The sequence below is a fragment of the Paraburkholderia sp. genome, from assembly GCF_049581445.1.
Lineage (GTDB): Bacteria > Pseudomonadota > Gammaproteobacteria > Burkholderiales > Burkholderiaceae > Paraburkholderia.
Window position 1 is genome coordinate 25,333 of sequence record NZ_JBAURZ010000254.1, and the last position, 15,109, is coordinate 40,441.

Annotated in this window: 13 protein-coding genes; 4 read left to right on the plus strand and 9 right to left on the minus strand. The window is 61.5% G+C overall.

Annotated features, from left to right (window positions below; translation table 11 throughout):
- Nucleotides 1-366 precede the first annotated feature (366 nt).
- The 3 genes from WCA85_RS21600 to zwf form a co-directional block, all read right to left on the minus strand.
- Nucleotides 367-2,283: a bifunctional transcriptional regulator/glucokinase gene (locus tag WCA85_RS21600; RefSeq protein ID WP_424066910.1), complete on the minus strand. Its 1,917-nt coding sequence runs from the start codon at nucleotides 2,281-2,283 to the stop codon at nucleotides 367-369.
- On the minus strand, nucleotides 2,261-2,965 hold the full coding sequence (pgl, locus tag WCA85_RS21605) for a 6-phosphogluconolactonase (RefSeq protein WP_424066911.1): 705 nt from the start codon (nucleotides 2,963-2,965) through the stop codon (nucleotides 2,261-2,263). Before pgl ends, WCA85_RS21600 begins: the two co-directional genes overlap by 23 nt.
- Nucleotides 2,966-3,162: 197 nt before the next feature.
- Nucleotides 3,163-4,623 carry a glucose-6-phosphate dehydrogenase gene (zwf, locus tag WCA85_RS21610; protein WP_424066912.1) on the minus strand — a complete coding sequence of 487 codons (1,461 nt, stop codon included), beginning with the start codon at nucleotides 4,621-4,623 and terminating at the stop codon, nucleotides 3,163-3,165.
- Nucleotides 4,624-5,129: 506 nt separating this feature from the next.
- Here zwf and WCA85_RS21615 point away from each other — a divergent pair.
- From WCA85_RS21615 to WCA85_RS21630, 4 genes are all read left to right on the plus strand, one after another.
- Nucleotides 5,130-6,377: an ABC transporter substrate-binding protein gene (locus WCA85_RS21615; protein WP_424066913.1), complete on the plus strand. Its 1,248-nt coding sequence runs from the start codon at nucleotides 5,130-5,132 to the stop codon at nucleotides 6,375-6,377.
- Nucleotides 6,378-6,531: 154 nt separating this feature from the next.
- Complete coding sequence (locus WCA85_RS21620; protein ID WP_424066914.1) at nucleotides 6,532-7,473, plus strand: carbohydrate ABC transporter permease; 942 nt, start codon at nucleotides 6,532-6,534, stop codon at nucleotides 7,471-7,473.
- Nucleotides 7,463-8,320 carry a carbohydrate ABC transporter permease gene (locus WCA85_RS21625; protein ID WP_424066915.1) on the plus strand — a complete coding sequence of 286 codons (858 nt, stop codon included), beginning with the start codon at nucleotides 7,463-7,465 and terminating at the stop codon, nucleotides 8,318-8,320. The genes WCA85_RS21620 and WCA85_RS21625 overlap by 11 nt, the downstream gene beginning before the upstream one ends.
- Before the next feature lie 115 nt (nucleotides 8,321-8,435).
- Nucleotides 8,436-9,554, plus strand: coding sequence for an ABC transporter ATP-binding protein (locus tag WCA85_RS21630; RefSeq protein WP_424066916.1), 1,119 nt, complete (start codon nucleotides 8,436-8,438; stop codon nucleotides 9,552-9,554).
- A 130-nt stretch (nucleotides 9,555-9,684) separates the two neighbouring features.
- Here WCA85_RS21630 and WCA85_RS21635 read toward each other — a convergent pair whose 3' ends face one another.
- From WCA85_RS21635 to WCA85_RS21660, 6 genes are all read right to left on the minus strand, one after another.
- Nucleotides 9,685-10,332 (minus strand): DUF2894 domain-containing protein, encoded by a 648-nt coding sequence (locus tag WCA85_RS21635; RefSeq protein WP_424066917.1) that lies wholly within the window; start codon nucleotides 10,330-10,332, stop codon nucleotides 9,685-9,687.
- Nucleotides 10,329-10,997 (minus strand): OmpA family protein, encoded by a 669-nt coding sequence (locus WCA85_RS21640; RefSeq protein ID WP_424066918.1) that lies wholly within the window; start codon nucleotides 10,995-10,997, stop codon nucleotides 10,329-10,331. The genes WCA85_RS21635 and WCA85_RS21640 overlap by 4 nt, the downstream gene beginning before the upstream one ends.
- Nucleotides 10,994-13,090: a DUF802 domain-containing protein gene (locus WCA85_RS21645; RefSeq protein ID WP_424066919.1), complete on the minus strand. Its 2,097-nt coding sequence runs from the start codon at nucleotides 13,088-13,090 to the stop codon at nucleotides 10,994-10,996. The genes WCA85_RS21640 and WCA85_RS21645 overlap by 4 nt, the downstream gene beginning before the upstream one ends.
- A 10-nt stretch (nucleotides 13,091-13,100) precedes the next feature.
- Nucleotides 13,101-13,850, minus strand: a complete 750-nt coding sequence (locus WCA85_RS21650; RefSeq protein ID WP_424066920.1) for a DUF3348 domain-containing protein — start codon at nucleotides 13,848-13,850, stop codon at nucleotides 13,101-13,103.
- 78 nt (nucleotides 13,851-13,928) lie between these two features.
- Nucleotides 13,929-14,549 carry a trimeric intracellular cation channel family protein gene (locus tag WCA85_RS21655; RefSeq protein ID WP_424066922.1) on the minus strand — a complete coding sequence of 207 codons (621 nt, stop codon included), beginning with the start codon at nucleotides 14,547-14,549 and terminating at the stop codon, nucleotides 13,929-13,931.
- A 13-nt stretch (nucleotides 14,550-14,562) separates the two neighbouring features.
- Nucleotides 14,563-15,109: Smr/MutS family protein (locus tag WCA85_RS21660; RefSeq protein ID WP_424066921.1), on the minus strand; the 547-nt coding region annotated here is incomplete at its 5' end.

Sequence of the window (15,109 nt, forward strand, 5' to 3'; positions counted from 1 at the left end):
TCGGACCGCTCCGGTTTCAGGGCAGAGGTGGACACCTACAAGCTGGCGGTGTGAGCCGCTTTCTTTGCTCACTTTCTTTGCGGCCGCAAAGAAAGTGAGTGCTGCCCCGCACAGGGGCATCGCTAATGAACCAATAAGAAAACAAGGAAAGGCCAACGCCCCAAGGCAACCAAAATAGCGCACCACAAACAGACCGATAAGAAAGCAAGCAAAAACCAACAAACCTTAGGATAACAAACAAAACATAACCCGCGCAGCGAGCAAAAACCCAAACCACAAAACCGAAACCAAAACCGAAACCCAAAAACCAAAAAAGCGCCGAGCCCCAAAAAGGACCCAGCGCTCGCAGAGCAAAAACTCAAACCTTTAATCAGCAGCCGAAGAAGCCGCCCCATGACTAAGCCAGTCAAGCACAGCAGTGGCATCATCATCCGCACCGCGCCGCACCTTGGAAACAGCCTCAGTGACTTCTTCATTAGGCATGGCGCGCCGAATAGCAACCCCCACAGCCAAAATATCAATCATCACCAAATGCAGAATCCGCGAAATCATAGAAAGCTGTGACTCACGAATCTCAATGTGATCAGTCTCCAACGCGACAGTCGCGCGCTTCGCCAGCGGCGTATTGCTCGACGTAATTGCAATCACCTGCGCCCCGGCTTGCATCGCCACGTCCAGCACGCGCAGCAACTCAGGCGCACGTCCTGACTTCGACACAGCAACGATCACATCACCTTTGCCAAGCAGCGCAGCAGACGCAGCCTGCATATACAGATCACCATAAGCAATCGTAGGAATGCCAAACCGGAAGAACTTGTAGTGCGCATCCTGCGCAACAATGTTCGAATTGCCGAGCCCGTAAAACTCAATCCGGCGCGCGCCATTCAACAGGTCAATCGCCCGCTCCACATGCTCGAAATTCAGATGCTCGCGCAACTGCAGAATCGCCGAAATCGTATTGTCGAGCACCTTCGCGCCGAAGTCGGTCGCCGTGTCGCCCAGGTGCACCTGGCTGTGGCTCACCGGTATCGTTCCCGTCAGCCCAGTCGCCAGTTTCAGCTTGAAATCGGATAATCCCTGGCAGCCAAGCGACCGGCAAAAGCGGATCACAGTTGGCTGGCTAACGTCGGCCTTGCGCGCAATGTCGACGATCGGATCGTTGATGATAGAACGCGGATGGTTCAGCGCCAGATCCGCGACGCGGCGCTCGGCGGGCGTCAGCGCGTCACGCATTTGACGGATCCGCTCGAACACCGCCGACGAACTGCCGCCCGCACGGTTCGACAGTTGCTCTGCCAGAATCGCCGAGACGCCAAGGAACGCCGGGTACTCTGCGGTAATCACGTAGGTCGGCACGTTCTGCAGGTATGCCTCGAAACGGCCCTTCGCCTCGAAGCGCTTGCGGAACGACGAACGCTCGAAGAACTCGCCCAGCCGCGGCACCACGCCGCCGCCAATGTAGATGCCGCCCAACGACCCCAGCGTCACCGCGATATTGCCCGCGAATGTGCCCAGAATCCCGCAGAACACATCGACAGACTCCACCGCCAGCGGCTCGCCGTCGAGCGCACGCTTGACGACTTCCTGGGTGTCGAAGTTGGCCGGCACGCGCTTCTTGTCGCGCGCCGCGAGCGCACGGTAAATGACTTCAACGCCGGGGCCTGCGCACACGCGCTCGAACGACACATGCGACCACTTCTTGCGCGCATATTGCAGCACCAGGTCTTCGCGCTCATCGGCCGGTGCGAAGGTGGCGTGGCCGCCTTCGCTGCCAAGCGCAATCCAGCGGTCGTCAGCGGGAATCAGGCCCGAAACGCCGAGACCCGTGCCCGGGCCAAGCAGGCCAATTACGCTGTTCGGTCGGCGCGTGCCGCCGCCCACCTGGACGCGTTGCGAGTCAGTGAGGCCGGGCAGCGCCATCGCCAGCGCCGTAAAGTCGTTGACTACCAGCAGCGTGTCGAAGCCCAGCGCGCGGCGTGTGGCTTCAATCGAAAAGGTCCAGTCGTGGTTGGTCATGCTCACCTGGTCGCCATCGACCGGGTTCGCAATCGCAATTGCCGCGTGGTTCACGCGGCCAATCTTTGTATCTTTCAGGTACTTCTTGATGACTTCGGCGACGCCAGGATAGTCGGCGCAGGGATACACCTGTACCTGGCCGATCTCGCCCGGTCCCGTCTCCAGCGCAAAGCGCGCATTGGTGCCGCCGATGTCGGCCAACAGCCGCGGTCCGTCGGCGTGCTGGCCCGCACCTGGGACAGCGTTACTTTTCACACCAGTAGACATCGAGTCTCACTCCCTTGTCGTTTGCCAGCTTTGAGATGGCATTTTTTTGTGGCGCAGCGGCGGCGGCGTTCAGCACGTCCAGCTTGCGCGGTCCTGCAATCAACAGAAACAGATGGCCCACTTGCTTGAGCGCGGACATCGACCAGCTCACGCGCGCATGCGGCGCGCTGCCAGGATGCACGGCGACAAAGCGCTCGGGTGTGCTGATGGCGAAGTCCCACTCCGGCGAATCCGCAAAGATCGACGCCGTATGGCCGTCCTCGCCCATGCCGAGTACGGCGACGTCCGGTATCTTGCGGCGCGCATCGGCGTTCAGCGCGGCAACGTGCGCGTCCAGCGTCTGGCTGGTGTCGACCAGTGGCCAGAACGCGGCGGCCTGCGCGGCATTCTGCAGCAACGTCTCATGCGCGAGGCGCGAGTTGCTGGCGTTGTCGGATTCGGGAACCCAGCGGTCGTCGACCAGCGTCACGGCAATGCGCGACCAGTCGAACGGTTGAGTGGACAACGTTTGCAGGAACGGTCGCGGACTGGTGCCGCCCGACACTGCGAGGGTGGCCTGAGCCGCGCTAGTAGCAGACGCGGTTGCCTGTGCGGCAAGCGACGCATGTAAAGCGTCGCCCACCGCTTTCGCCAGCGCGTCAGATTGGGCGCGTTGGTCGTCGAAAGCGTGTAGCTCGATCACATCTCCTCCGGACTGCTTTTTTGTTGGGTCTGCGGGATAGGCCCTAACACGTGGTAATGGCCGCTGGCCGGACCGAAGCCCTGCCGCCGTCGTTGCCACCCTTGCCATCGTAATGGCGCCACCCCGTTCAACTCATCGGTGAGGTCATACAGACAGCGAGGCAGCGTGATCTTTCAGTCGCGCTGCGCCGCCGCCCTTCAGTTTTCTTCTTCGAGCCAGCAGGTGCCGTGCTGCGCAAGCATTGCGCTGGAGGCCGCCGGCCCCCACGTGCCCGCTGCATACGGCTTGGGCGGTTTGTTGCTTGCCGCCCAGTCATTCAGGATCGGTTCAACCCAGCGCCATGCCGCTTCCTGCTCGTCGCGGCGCACAAACAAGGCAAGACGGCCATTGATCACGTCGAGCAACAGGCGCTGATAGGCCTCCATCTGGCCTTCGCGGAAGAACTGGTCGAACGCGAGGTCGAGGTGGACGCTGGACAGGTTCATGCCTTCGCCGGGCTGCTTGGCGAGGCAATACAGACGAATCATTTCGTTGGGCTGCAGCCGGATTACGAGCCGGTTCGAGCCCGGGCGCAAGGCGGTCGGCCCGAGTGCCGAGTGTGGCACTGCGCGGAAATTCACGACGATTTCCGCCACGCGGTCGGCGAGGCGCTTGCCGGTGCGCAGGAAGAACGGCACGCCGGCCCAGCGCCAGTTTTCGATTTCGACTTTCAGCGCGACGAAGGTCTCAGTCGTGCTGTCCGGCTTGACGCCCGATTCGGAGGCATAAGCCGGTACCGCGGTGCCGCGGATCCCGCCCGAGTGATACTGGCCGCGCACCGCGACCTTGCCGATATCGCGTGGGTCGATGGGCTTGAGTGCGCGCAGCACGCGCAGCTTTTCGTCGCGCACCGAGTCCGAGTCCATCGAGTGGGGCGGCTCCATCGCCACGATGGAAAGCAGTTGCAGCAAATGGTTCTGCACCATGTCGCGCAGCGCGCCCGTGTTGTCGTAGAAGTCGCCGCGCGCTTCGACGCCAAGCTCTTCGGCAATCGTGATCTGGATGCTTTCCACCCATTCGCGCCGCCACAGCGGTTCGAACAGCGCATTGCCAAAGCGCAGCGCGAGCAGGTTCTGCACCGGCTCTTTACCGAGGTAGTGGTCGATGCGGTAGATCTGTTCTTCGGCGAAGATTTCGCCCACAGAGTCGTTGATCGCGTTGGACGACTTCAGGTCGTAGCCGAGCGGCTTCTCCAGCACGATGCGCGAATTGGTGTTCAGGCCAACCGCAGCCAGCGCGCGGCAAATCGGCACGAACAGCGACGGACCCGTGGCCAGATAGAACACCCGGATGCCCGGCAGGGGATTCACGGCGTCGCGCAGCAACGCGAAGTCTTCGGGTTTGCCCAGGTCCAGCTTCACATACTGGATGCGTTCGAGAAAGCTCGCCCATGCGGCCTCGTCGAGACCGTTCTTCGAGACATGCGACTTGACGTGTTCGTTGACCCACTCAATGTAGCCAGCGCGATCTTCGGCATGCCGCGCCACCGCCACGATTTTGCCGCTTTCCGCCAGCATGCCCGCACGGTGTGCTTCAAACAGTGCCGGCAGGATCTTGCGCATCGATAGATCGCCGGTTCCGCCGAAGAGAACGAAGGTGAAACTTGAGTCGGTAAACATGTGTCTCCGTCGATGTGCAGGGGCCGCTCCTGGCGACCGTAGTCCGATAAAATTTTTTTTGACACTGAATTGTAGTTTAACTACAATCCAAATCAAGAGGTAGCGCTAATTCGATGAAAAAAGCGTGCGGCGGTAGGCGAGATGCGCGTTTTCCCGAATCGGCAGGCGCCCCCTGCATGTTAATGGACATTACGTTTTTGCACGTGCCAGCGGGTTCGCTGGGTAGCATGCGGCAGCGCGGGTGTCAGGGTTAACGTGTGGGTAACCTCGAATCTGCCGCGCGCGACGCGGGCAGGCAAAAATCAAAAGAGGAGACAGTCAGTTGCATCCCGAATCACTCATCTTCTGAGCTTCCAGCGGCCGAAAGTCGGCTCGCCGGCCCATGCATGCGCATGCGCTTGCCCGAGGCTCGATCGCCCAGTGTTTTGCCTGTTTGAACCAACCACAGCACCCTGGAGAATCAGGGGCCATTCGTTTTTTGTTCAGGTGTCTGGAGGAGATAAGCAATGAAATTTCGCGCGATCATGGGCGCTTTGTGCGCCGCAGGTCTGATGTGTGGCATGTCGGCAGTTCAGGCAGCCGAGTCGATCGAAGTGCTGCACTGGTGGACGTCAGGCGGCGAATCGAAAGCCGTCGGCGTGCTGAAAGACGACATGCAGAAGCAGGGGTACACCTGGAAGGACTTCGCGGTTGCAGGCGGCGCAGGTGCGGCTGCCATGACGGCACTCAAGACGCAAGTGATCTCGGGCAACGCGCCGAGCGCAGCGCAGATCAAGGGTCCGCTGATCCAGGAATGGGCAGAGCAGGGCGTGCTGGTTCCGATCGACTCGGTCGCGGGTGACTGGAAGAAGAACCTGCCGCCGCAGATCGACAAGATCATGCACGCTGACGGTCACTATGTGGCAGCGCCGTTCTCGGTGCACCGCGTGAACTGGATCTGGATCAACAAGGCAGCGCTCGACAAGGTTGGCGCACAACCGCCTGCAACGTGGCCGGAATTCTTCGCCCTCGCTGACAAGCTGAAGGCTGCCGGCATCCAGCCGGTTGCTGCTGGCGGTCAACCGTGGCAAGACCTGACGCTGTGGGAAGACGTGGTGCTGTCGCAAGGCGCTGACTTCTACAAGAAGGCGCTGGTTGACCTCGACCAGAAGACCCTGACGTCGCAGCAGATGGTCGGCGTGTTCGACACGGTCCGCAAGATCGAGTCGTACATGGACAACGGCCGTACTGGCCGCGACTGGAACCTGGCTACGGCAATGGTCATCAACGGCAAGGCCGGCATGCAGTTCATGGGCGACTGGGCGAAGGGCGAGTTCGCAAACGCGAACAAGCAGCCGGGTACGGACTATATCTGCGCACCGGTGCCGGGCACCTCGAAGGCCTACACGTTTAACGTCGACTCGTTCGTGTTCTTCCAGCAGAAGGGCGCGAAGGAGGCAACAGCTGGCCAATTGGCGCTGGCCAAGACGATCATGAGCCCGGACTTCCAGGAGCAGTTCAGCCTGTACAAGGGTTCGATTCCGGTTCGTCTGGGCGTGAACATGGACAAGTTCGACGCTTGCGGCAAGCAGTCGTACGCGGATGAACAGACGGCCATCAAGGCTGGCGGTTATGTTCCGTCGCTGGCACACGGTATGGCTCAGCCGGATGCAACGGCTGGTGCAATCACCGACGTCGTCACGAAGTTCATGAACTCGACGCAAGATTCGAAGAGCGCAGTTGAAGCGCTCGCGAAGGCAGCGAAGACGAAGTAAGCAAGGTAGCAGGGCGCCCGGTTGCGACTCCACGCGCAACCGGGCGCTTCAAGCATGAAGAAATACCCAGAGTCACAGCCAAGGCCGGTCCTCTGTTGCATACGTTGCGTGTTGGCTGCGCAGTACAGGACGGCACAGTTTCAGGAGTCGAGTAGTGACTGCTTCTCTTAGCGGAAACGGGAAATCCACGGCCTCCGTGACCCGCCGCACGTCGCCGATGGCGGCGCTCGCCGACCGCATGATTCCGAAGCTGGTGCTTGCTCCCAGCGTCGCGATCAGCCTGGTCTTCGTTTACGGCTTTATCGCTATTACCGGTTATCTGTCGCTGTCGGATTCGCGACTGATGCCTCGCTATGATTTTGTCGGCTTCGATCGCTATCGGGAGCTGTTCGATAACGATGTCTGGTGGACCTCGGCCGCTAATCTCGGCTGGTTCGGCATTCCGTTCATCGCAATCTGCGTGGGTCTCGGCCTCTTCCTTGCCATCCTGCTCGATCAGCAGATCCGCAACGAAGGTGCTTTGCGCGCGGTGTTTCTGTATCCGATGGCACTGTCGTTCATCGTGACCGGCACAGCATGGCAGTGGATTCTCAATCCGAACCTCGGCATGCAAAAGGTGCTGCACGACTGGGGCTGGACGAGCTTCCAGTTCGACTGGCTGGACAATCCGGATCGCGCCATTTTCTGTATCGTGATCGCGGCAGTGTGGCAATCCACCGGGTTCGTGATGGCACTGTTCCTGGCGGGTCTGCGCGGCGTGGATGCAGAAATCTTCAAGGCGGCACAAATGGATGGCGCAGCCTTGCCCACCATCTACCGCAAGATCGTGATTCCGAGCATGCGTCCGGTGTTCTTCTCGGTGCTGCTGATTCTCTGCCACATCACCATCAAGACCTTTGACCTTGTCGTCGCGTTGACGGCGGGTGGCCCGGGTACCTCGTCGTCGCTGCCGGCGATGTTCATGTACACGTTTTCGTTTAACCGCGGGCAACTGGGCGTCGGCGCTGCATCGTCGATGATGATGCTTGCGACCGTCGTGGCCGTGCTCGTGCCGCTGATGTATATGGAATCGAGGAGCACGCGTAATGCAGCCTAAGATGACGATCAGCCGTGCCGTCATTTATGCGGCGCTGATTCTGTTTGCGTTGTACTTCCTGTTCCCGTTGTATGTGATGTTGTCCACGTCATTCAAGGACATCGACCAGTTGCGCACCGGCAACCTGCTGACGCCGCCGTCGCACCCGACCTTCGCGCCGTGGATCAAGGCATGGAGCCAGGCCTGTACCGGTGTGCGTTGCGACGGCATGGAGCCGTTCTTCATGAACTCCGTGCGCATGGTGATTCCGGCCGTGCTCATCTCGTCGATCATCGGCGCGTTTAACGGCTACGTGCTCACGCACTGGCGCTTCCGTGGCGCGGACATCCTCTTCACGATGCTGCTGGTGGGCTGCTTTATCCCGTTCCAGGCCATCCTGTTGCCGATGGCGCGTTTCGAAGGCTTCATGGGTCTGTCGAACACGGTGGCCGGCCTGGTGCTGGTGCACGTGGTGTACGGGATTGCGTTCACGACGATGTTCTTCCGCAACTTCTACGTCAGTATTCCGGCTGAACTGGTGAAGGCGGCGCGTATCGACGGTGCAGGCTTCTTCCTGATCTTTTCGAAGATTCTGCTGCCGGTGTCGTTGCCGATTTTCATGGTCTGCCTGATCTGGCAATTCACGCAGATCTGGAATGACTTCCTGTTCGGTATCGTGTTCTCGGGCGTTGATTCGATGCCGATCACGGTGGCGCTGAACAACCTGGTGAATACGTCGACCGGTGTGAAGGAATACAACGTCGACATGGCAGGGGCCATCATCGCCGCACTGCCTACGTTGCTCGTGTACATCATCGCCGGCCGTTACTTTGTGCGCGGCCTGACGGCGGGCGCAGTGAAGGGCTAACCCAAAACGAGTGCCGCAGCGCGCCACGTGGCCGCTGCGGTGCGAACCGGCATCTGGCCTGTGCCGCCTAGTGCGACGCACCTGAAGCTGTATCAGAGACAAGAGGATTCACAGCATGGCAAGCCTTTCCATCCGTGACGTGTACAAGACCTACCCGAACGGGGTGCCGGTCCTGAAGGGTGTCAATATCGACATCGAAGACGGTCAGTTCCTGATTCTGGTGGGCGGCTCGGGCTGCGGTAAGTCGACGCTGCTCAACATGATTGCGGGTCTTGAGACCGTGACGAAGGGCGAGATCCAGATCGACGGCAAGATGGTAAACAACCTGTCGCCGAAAGATCGCGATATTGCAATGGTGTTTCAGTCGTACGCGCTGTATCCGTCAATGACGGTACGCGAAAATATTTCGTTTGGTCTCGGTATCCGCAAGGTGCCGAAGCCCGAGCAGGCGCAGATCGTCGATCGCGTGTCGAGCATGCTGCAGATCCAGCATTTGCTCGATCGCAAGCCGGGGCAACTGTCGGGCGGTCAGCGTCAGCGTGTGGCAATGGGCCGTGCACTGGCGCGCGATCCGGTGATGTTCCTGTTCGATGAGCCTTTGTCGAACCTGGACGCGAAGTTGCGGATCGAAATGCGTTCGGAAATCAAGCTGCTGCATCAGCGCCTTGGCACGACGATCGTCTACGTGACGCACGATCAGATCGAAGCCATGACGCTGGGTGACCGGATCGCCGTGATGAAGGACGGTGTCGTCCAGCAGTTCGGCGCGCCGCAGGACATCTATGATTCGCCGTCCAACCTGTTCGTGGCAGGCTTCATTGGCGCGCCGCCGATGAACTTCATTCAGGGCAAGCTGGTTGAGCAGGGCTCGGGCGTGGGTGTCGAGATCGACACTGGCGTCAAGCGCGGCGTGCTGAACCTGCCGTTCACGTCGGCCAAGGTGAAGGGTCAAGTGGGCAAGGAAGTGATTCTGGGTCTGCGCCCGGAACGGATCACGGATGCCCGTAGCGCGCACAACGTGGACGATGCGCAATTGCAGCCGATCGAAGTGAAGGTTGACGTGATCGAGCCGACCGGGCCGGATACCTTGGTGTTCGCCCAGGTCAATGGCAAGCGTGTGGTGAGCCGCGTGCACCCGGCTTCGAATCCGCAACCGTTGACGAACATGACGCTGCTGTTCGATGTGTCGAAGGCGGTGCTGTTCGATCCGTCTAACGAAGAGCGGATTGCCTAAGCGTCATTGCGGTAGTTGAACGAAGACGTAGAAAAGCCCCATGCGTTGTGAGACGCATGGGGCTTTTTGCTTGAGTGGTCGCGATGGAAGCGATGCGCTGGTCCGCGCGGTGAGGCTTAGGCCCAAGGTGCTAGCGTGATTTGCCGCGTGCGCTTTTCTTTGCGGTGCCGTTTCCCGCACGTGGCGAATCCTTTTCCGCCGAAGTGCCGCCGCCGGTGATCTGCTCCATCCACGAGAGCGTGTCCATGTAGGACAGGAACTGCTGCAGATACCCCGGCGACAGTTCGCGCATGAGTGAAAGCGAACGATGCACGAGGCTGCTCGAATTCAACGGACCGGCGTTGCCTGGCACCTGCTCCAACGACTGCCGCAACTGCTTCTGCGTCCGGACCTTGGACCATACCAGCCTGAAGTATTCGAGCATCTCGAGTTCTGGATAGGACGCGTGGCGTCCCACCGCTGCCGGTGCCGCTAAAGCGTGGGTTGCACGGTAGTCATTCAACCCGGCCAGCCCGCTTCGCGCGGGCTCCTCGCCCGGCGCGACCGGCGCGGCGGCATCACGCGCGTTGGATGCGGCGCTCTCCAGATCCGCTGCATAGGCTTCGATGAGTTCGCCCACTCTGTTGTTCAGCAGACGCCGCGCTTCGCCGCTGTGACCAGCGGCCCGGCGCTCCAGCGCCGCGATGAAATGAAAGCGCACAGGATCAAGCCGATCGCTGCCTTGCTCGCGCCATGCGTCGAGCGTGGCACGGGCGGTGGGTGTTTCGCCATGCGTCACGGGCCGTCACCTGAAGCGTTGCCGGGGGCTTTGCCCGTCGCGCTCGAAGGCCTCGGCATTGCCGCGATCTCCACGCGCCGGTTCTTCGCCCGCCCGGCGTCGTCAGTATTCGAGCTGACCGGCTGCCCAGAGCCGAATGCAGCCGCGAACACTGAAGTGGTCGGCACACCGTCGTCGATCAACGCACGCGTCACCGTCAACGCGCGTTGCGCCGACAGTTCCCAGTTGTCGGCGAAGCGGTGGTTGCCGTCTCGCACTTGCCGGTCGTCGGTAAAGCCGCTCACCATCAGGATCTGGTCGCGTGCCTTCAGATATTCCGACAAAGGCCCGGCCAGGCTCTTCAGCACTTCACGGCCCTCGGGCTGCAATTGATCGGAGTTCAGCGCGAACAACACGCTGCCGCTAATGCCGATGCGCCCATTGACCAGCGTCACGCGGCCCGCAGCGAGCGGGCCTGCCAATGCCTGCTCCAAGGTCTTGCGCCGCTGCGCTTCGATCTGCCGCTGCTTGACCTCGTGATCCAGCCGGCTCGACAGTTCCAGTTGCACGCCAATGACGCACACCAGAATCAGCACGAAGGCGCCGAGCAGCACCGACATCAGATCGGCAAAGACGGGCCAGATGGGCGCCGTCGTTTCTACGCCGCCATCGATTTCCTCGCTCATGCCGCCTCGACTCCGGCAGACGTGCGCTGGCTCGCGATCAATTGCAGGTCCTCGACAATCTGCTTCTGCGACATCATGCTCAGGTCGATTACTTCCCGTGCCTGCGCGACGTAATAGGCGAGCTGCTCGTCACTGCGGGTGAGTGATTTGTCCAGGGCAGCTTCGATGCGGGTCAGGTGGACTACCAGTTTGTCATTCGACGCGCCGAACAGATGCACAGCTGCGCCGAACGCTTCACCGAGGCTGGCCACCTCGACAGCGCTTCCCGTCACCTGGGCGGCGATGGCGCCCAGCTTGTCCGTTTCGTGCTCGACCTTGTCGGTGAAGCGGGTGCTGACGCGATCCAGCAGATCAGCAGATGTAGCGACCAGTGCCTCGACGGCGGTACGCTGCTCGGTCGACGCATGGTTGACCGCGTCGAGCAGCGTTTCCAGCGTCGCCAGCAGGCGGCTGCGCTCTTCCAGCATCACGGTGTCGCGGACCATGCTATCCGAGAGCTTCTGGCGCAGTTCGGCAACGACCTCGGCCGCGGCCTTCGGGGCCTCGGAGGCGGCCTGCACGAGCCGCGCAATCTCCGCGATCGTCTCAGTTGCATGAGCTTGCGTTTGCGCCGAGATATCGCGTGCGGTTTGCTCAAGCGTGTCGCAGATCGCTTGTTGCTGGCTCGCGGTGCGCGTGCCCGATTGTTCCCACTGCTGGTTCAAGGTTGCGGCCATGGCACCAAGCGTCTCAGTCCATGCCGCGAGGCGTCGTTGGTCGCCTGATGCCAACTCAGTCTGGAGATCCGCGTGCGACTGGCTGACGGCACGGAGCAGCGATGTCGAATGTCGCTCGAAGGTCGCAGAGGCTTCCGCAAGCGCCTCGTGGTTGCGCGCTGCGAGTTTTTCGGTGACACCTTCCTGCCGCGACAATGCCTCTTTCCACGCGTCCGACACGCTGCCCGCAGTGGCGTCCAGCCGTGTCGCGACGTTATCCAACAGGCCGGCCGAGCGCTCTTCGAAGGTGGTGGTGAACTGGTCAAGCGCAGTACGCAGATGCTGCACCAGCTTCTCGCCCGATTGCTCGTGGTTCGTCAAAGCCTTGTTCCACAGTCCCGCCACGGTCGTGGTGGTTGACTCGAACCCGCTGGACAGGCCATCCAGTTGACGCTGAACGGCGTGCGTGACGGTCTCGTGCATCGCGGCTGTCTCGCGGGCGAGACCCGCGAGCGTTGCTTCCATGACTGGCTGCAGCGCCGCGCCAGCCGTGCGAGCGCTTTCCGCGACGCTCGCCTTCAACGACTGTTCAACAGAGGCAGCCAGACGTGTGTAGGTGGCTTCAGTCTTGCTGTGAAAGGCGTCCTGATTGGCAATCTGCCGGTCGCACAGCTTCAGGTTTTGTTGTTCGATGGTTGCCATCATCGCCTGCAAGCGGTCCACCAGCGTCGGCATCAATTCGGCCTGACGTTGCAGAGTCTTGAAGCTCTCTTCCCGCTGATGAGCTTGCGAGTAACGACGCAAGGTCGTCGCGGCTTTCGTGTCGAGTGTCTGCGCAGCGATCAACCGCTCGCGCCGGCACAACGCGGAAAGCAGCCCCAACATGGCGGAGGTAGCCACGCCTGCAATGGAGGTGCCGAAGGCAAATCCGAGGCCCTTGACCGGCGCGGCCAGCGAGTCGCGGATCGCCTGCAGGTCGGTTGCGCTTTCGAGCGCGAGGCCGGTGCCTCGCAGGGTCGCGACCATGCCGAGCAGTGTGCCCAGCATTCCCAATAAAACAAGTAGGCCGACCAGATACGGCGTCAGCGCGGGCCCCGGCAGGGCGACGCGCTCGCCCTCGATGCGCAGGCGCACCGGATGGCGCAAGCTCGGATGCAATGCGTCGAGCCAGGCACCCAGATTGGGCGGTGTCACCGACAGGTCCGTGACGGCGCCGGTCAGGCTGCTGGTGGCCTGGTTGTAGCGTTGCAGCTCCAGCGCACCCGCCAGATAGCAGGCGCCGATCAGCAGTGTGACGCATAGAGCGAGCGGATTCGAGCCAACGTAACCGGCGCCGATCCAGCAGACAGCGGCGAGGCCAGCCAAAAACACAATGGTATTAACAATTTTGCTGGACATGGGGTCCTACTTAGCTAGCGCGAAGGGCGGCGAGCAACCCTTCGGCCGGTTGAAAACGAACATCCAGTTCGGCGAGCAACACGCTCTGCATATCCTTGCGAAACACGTCCAGCCATGCGCCGGGTTTGACTGCGGGAGCATCCCCGCTGGCATCAGCATGGGCCCGCGCCGCTCGCTCCGCCTCGCGCAAGCGATCGAAGTGACCCGCGAGCAAGTCCGGTACGGCAGCAAGCAGGTTGCGCTCGCGCGGACTCAACGAGCGCTCCATCACGGCATCCACGACGGCGAGCCGGGCCATGGCGGGCGTTCTTGCGGCCAGCATGGCGCGCAGACGACTGCGCAGACTAGCGATGCCCGTCTCCATGCCCTGCTGCAAAGAGAGATAGCTCTGACGGAAAACCGCATAGTCGGCCGGCGCCTCTACGTCAGCGCCGTCCTGAGGTGCCCGCACGGGCTTGCGTTGCCGGGTCGGAGCCAACGTGCCATCGCGGACAATGGCGCTCGCCAATGAACTGCGCACCCGCACGCATTCTTTCTCCTCCGCATTGCTGACGGCCCGCGCGCCGGCGCCCGCGCCGCTTAGCGGCGGATTACCGTTCAGCGCCGTGGATAACCCGATGGCGTCGGTCCAGCCGAGCCACTGGCTCAGCCGGTCGGAGATCGACTGGCTGGATTCAGGAACGTCGAGAGCCGTCAGGCGCGCAAGTAAGCGAATGAGCGCTGGACCGCTGAGCGCGGTGCGCTGGGGGACTTGCACCATACCACCAGAGTCAAAAAGTCAGCAGTTTACACGCTGTGGAGATGAACACCGCCGCTTGCCTCCCGGCAGCGTCTGCGCTCAATGCGGCAAGCGGACATCGAACTTGAACGTCACGAGCCGCGCGAACAGGATGAAGCCGGTCGCAATCAACACACTGTAAATCGTGTCAACCTTGACGTAATCCAGCAGCAGATATAGCCAGCATCCAACAAACGCGCACGTGGCGTAGGGCCGCGAATCGCGGAGAATCAAGGGCACTTCGTTGCACAGCACATCCCGGATCACGCCGCCAAATACCCCTGCGAGTACGCCGATCATCACCGCTGTGAACCATGGCATCTGTGCATCGAGCGCCATCGATGTGCCGGAGATGCTGAACAACCCCAGCCCCACTGCATCGGCCACCAGCAACACGCGTTCGGATAGCAATCGCGAGGTCATCTTGAGCAGCGCGGGCGCGAAAAGGGACATCGCGAAGATCGCAATCACGTAGACCTGATGTTCAACCCAGTAGAACGGGCGTCGTTCGAGCAGCACGTCACGCACGGTCCCGCCACCAAAAGCGGTGGCCATCGCGACGAGGAAGGCGCCCACTGCATCGAGCCGACGCGTACGCGCTTCGATAAGCCCAGAAATGGCGTAGGCAAAAATAGCCAGCGCCTCCATGATGGACAGCGCTACGGTCAGTCTCGGATGAATCAATGCGACCCCGTCAGGTTTTAGGGTGAGCGGGCTGCGCGACCGGCTGCAACAGAACCAGTACGGCACCCGCGCCACCGTCATGCGGGCGCGCCTGACAGAACGCGATCACCTCCGCCTTCTGGACGAGCCATGCGCGCACCTTGCCTTTGAGCACCGGTTCCTTGCCGATCGACCCCAGCCCCTTGCCGTGAATCACCCGCAAGCAACGCAGGCCACGCTTGCTGGATTCGCGGATAAATTCGGCCAGCGCTTCACGCGCCTCTTCGCGCCGCATCCCATGCAGGTCCAGTTGCGCCTGCACGATCCACGCGCCGCGCCTGAGCTTGCGCACCACCTCCTGGCTGATGCCGGGCCGGCAGTAGGAAAGCGTTTCGTCCGTTTCGAGCAGGACTTCGGGATCGAACTCGTCTGAGATCGCCTCATGGAGCACAGCTTCTTCGTCGAGCCAGGTTTGCGTGGGTACCGGCGAGGGCGGCGTGCGTGCCGGGGGTACTCGCGGCGGTGCGACGAGCGGCGCGACTGCGCCAATTTCGCGCCGGAACAGGCCGGCGTCCGCC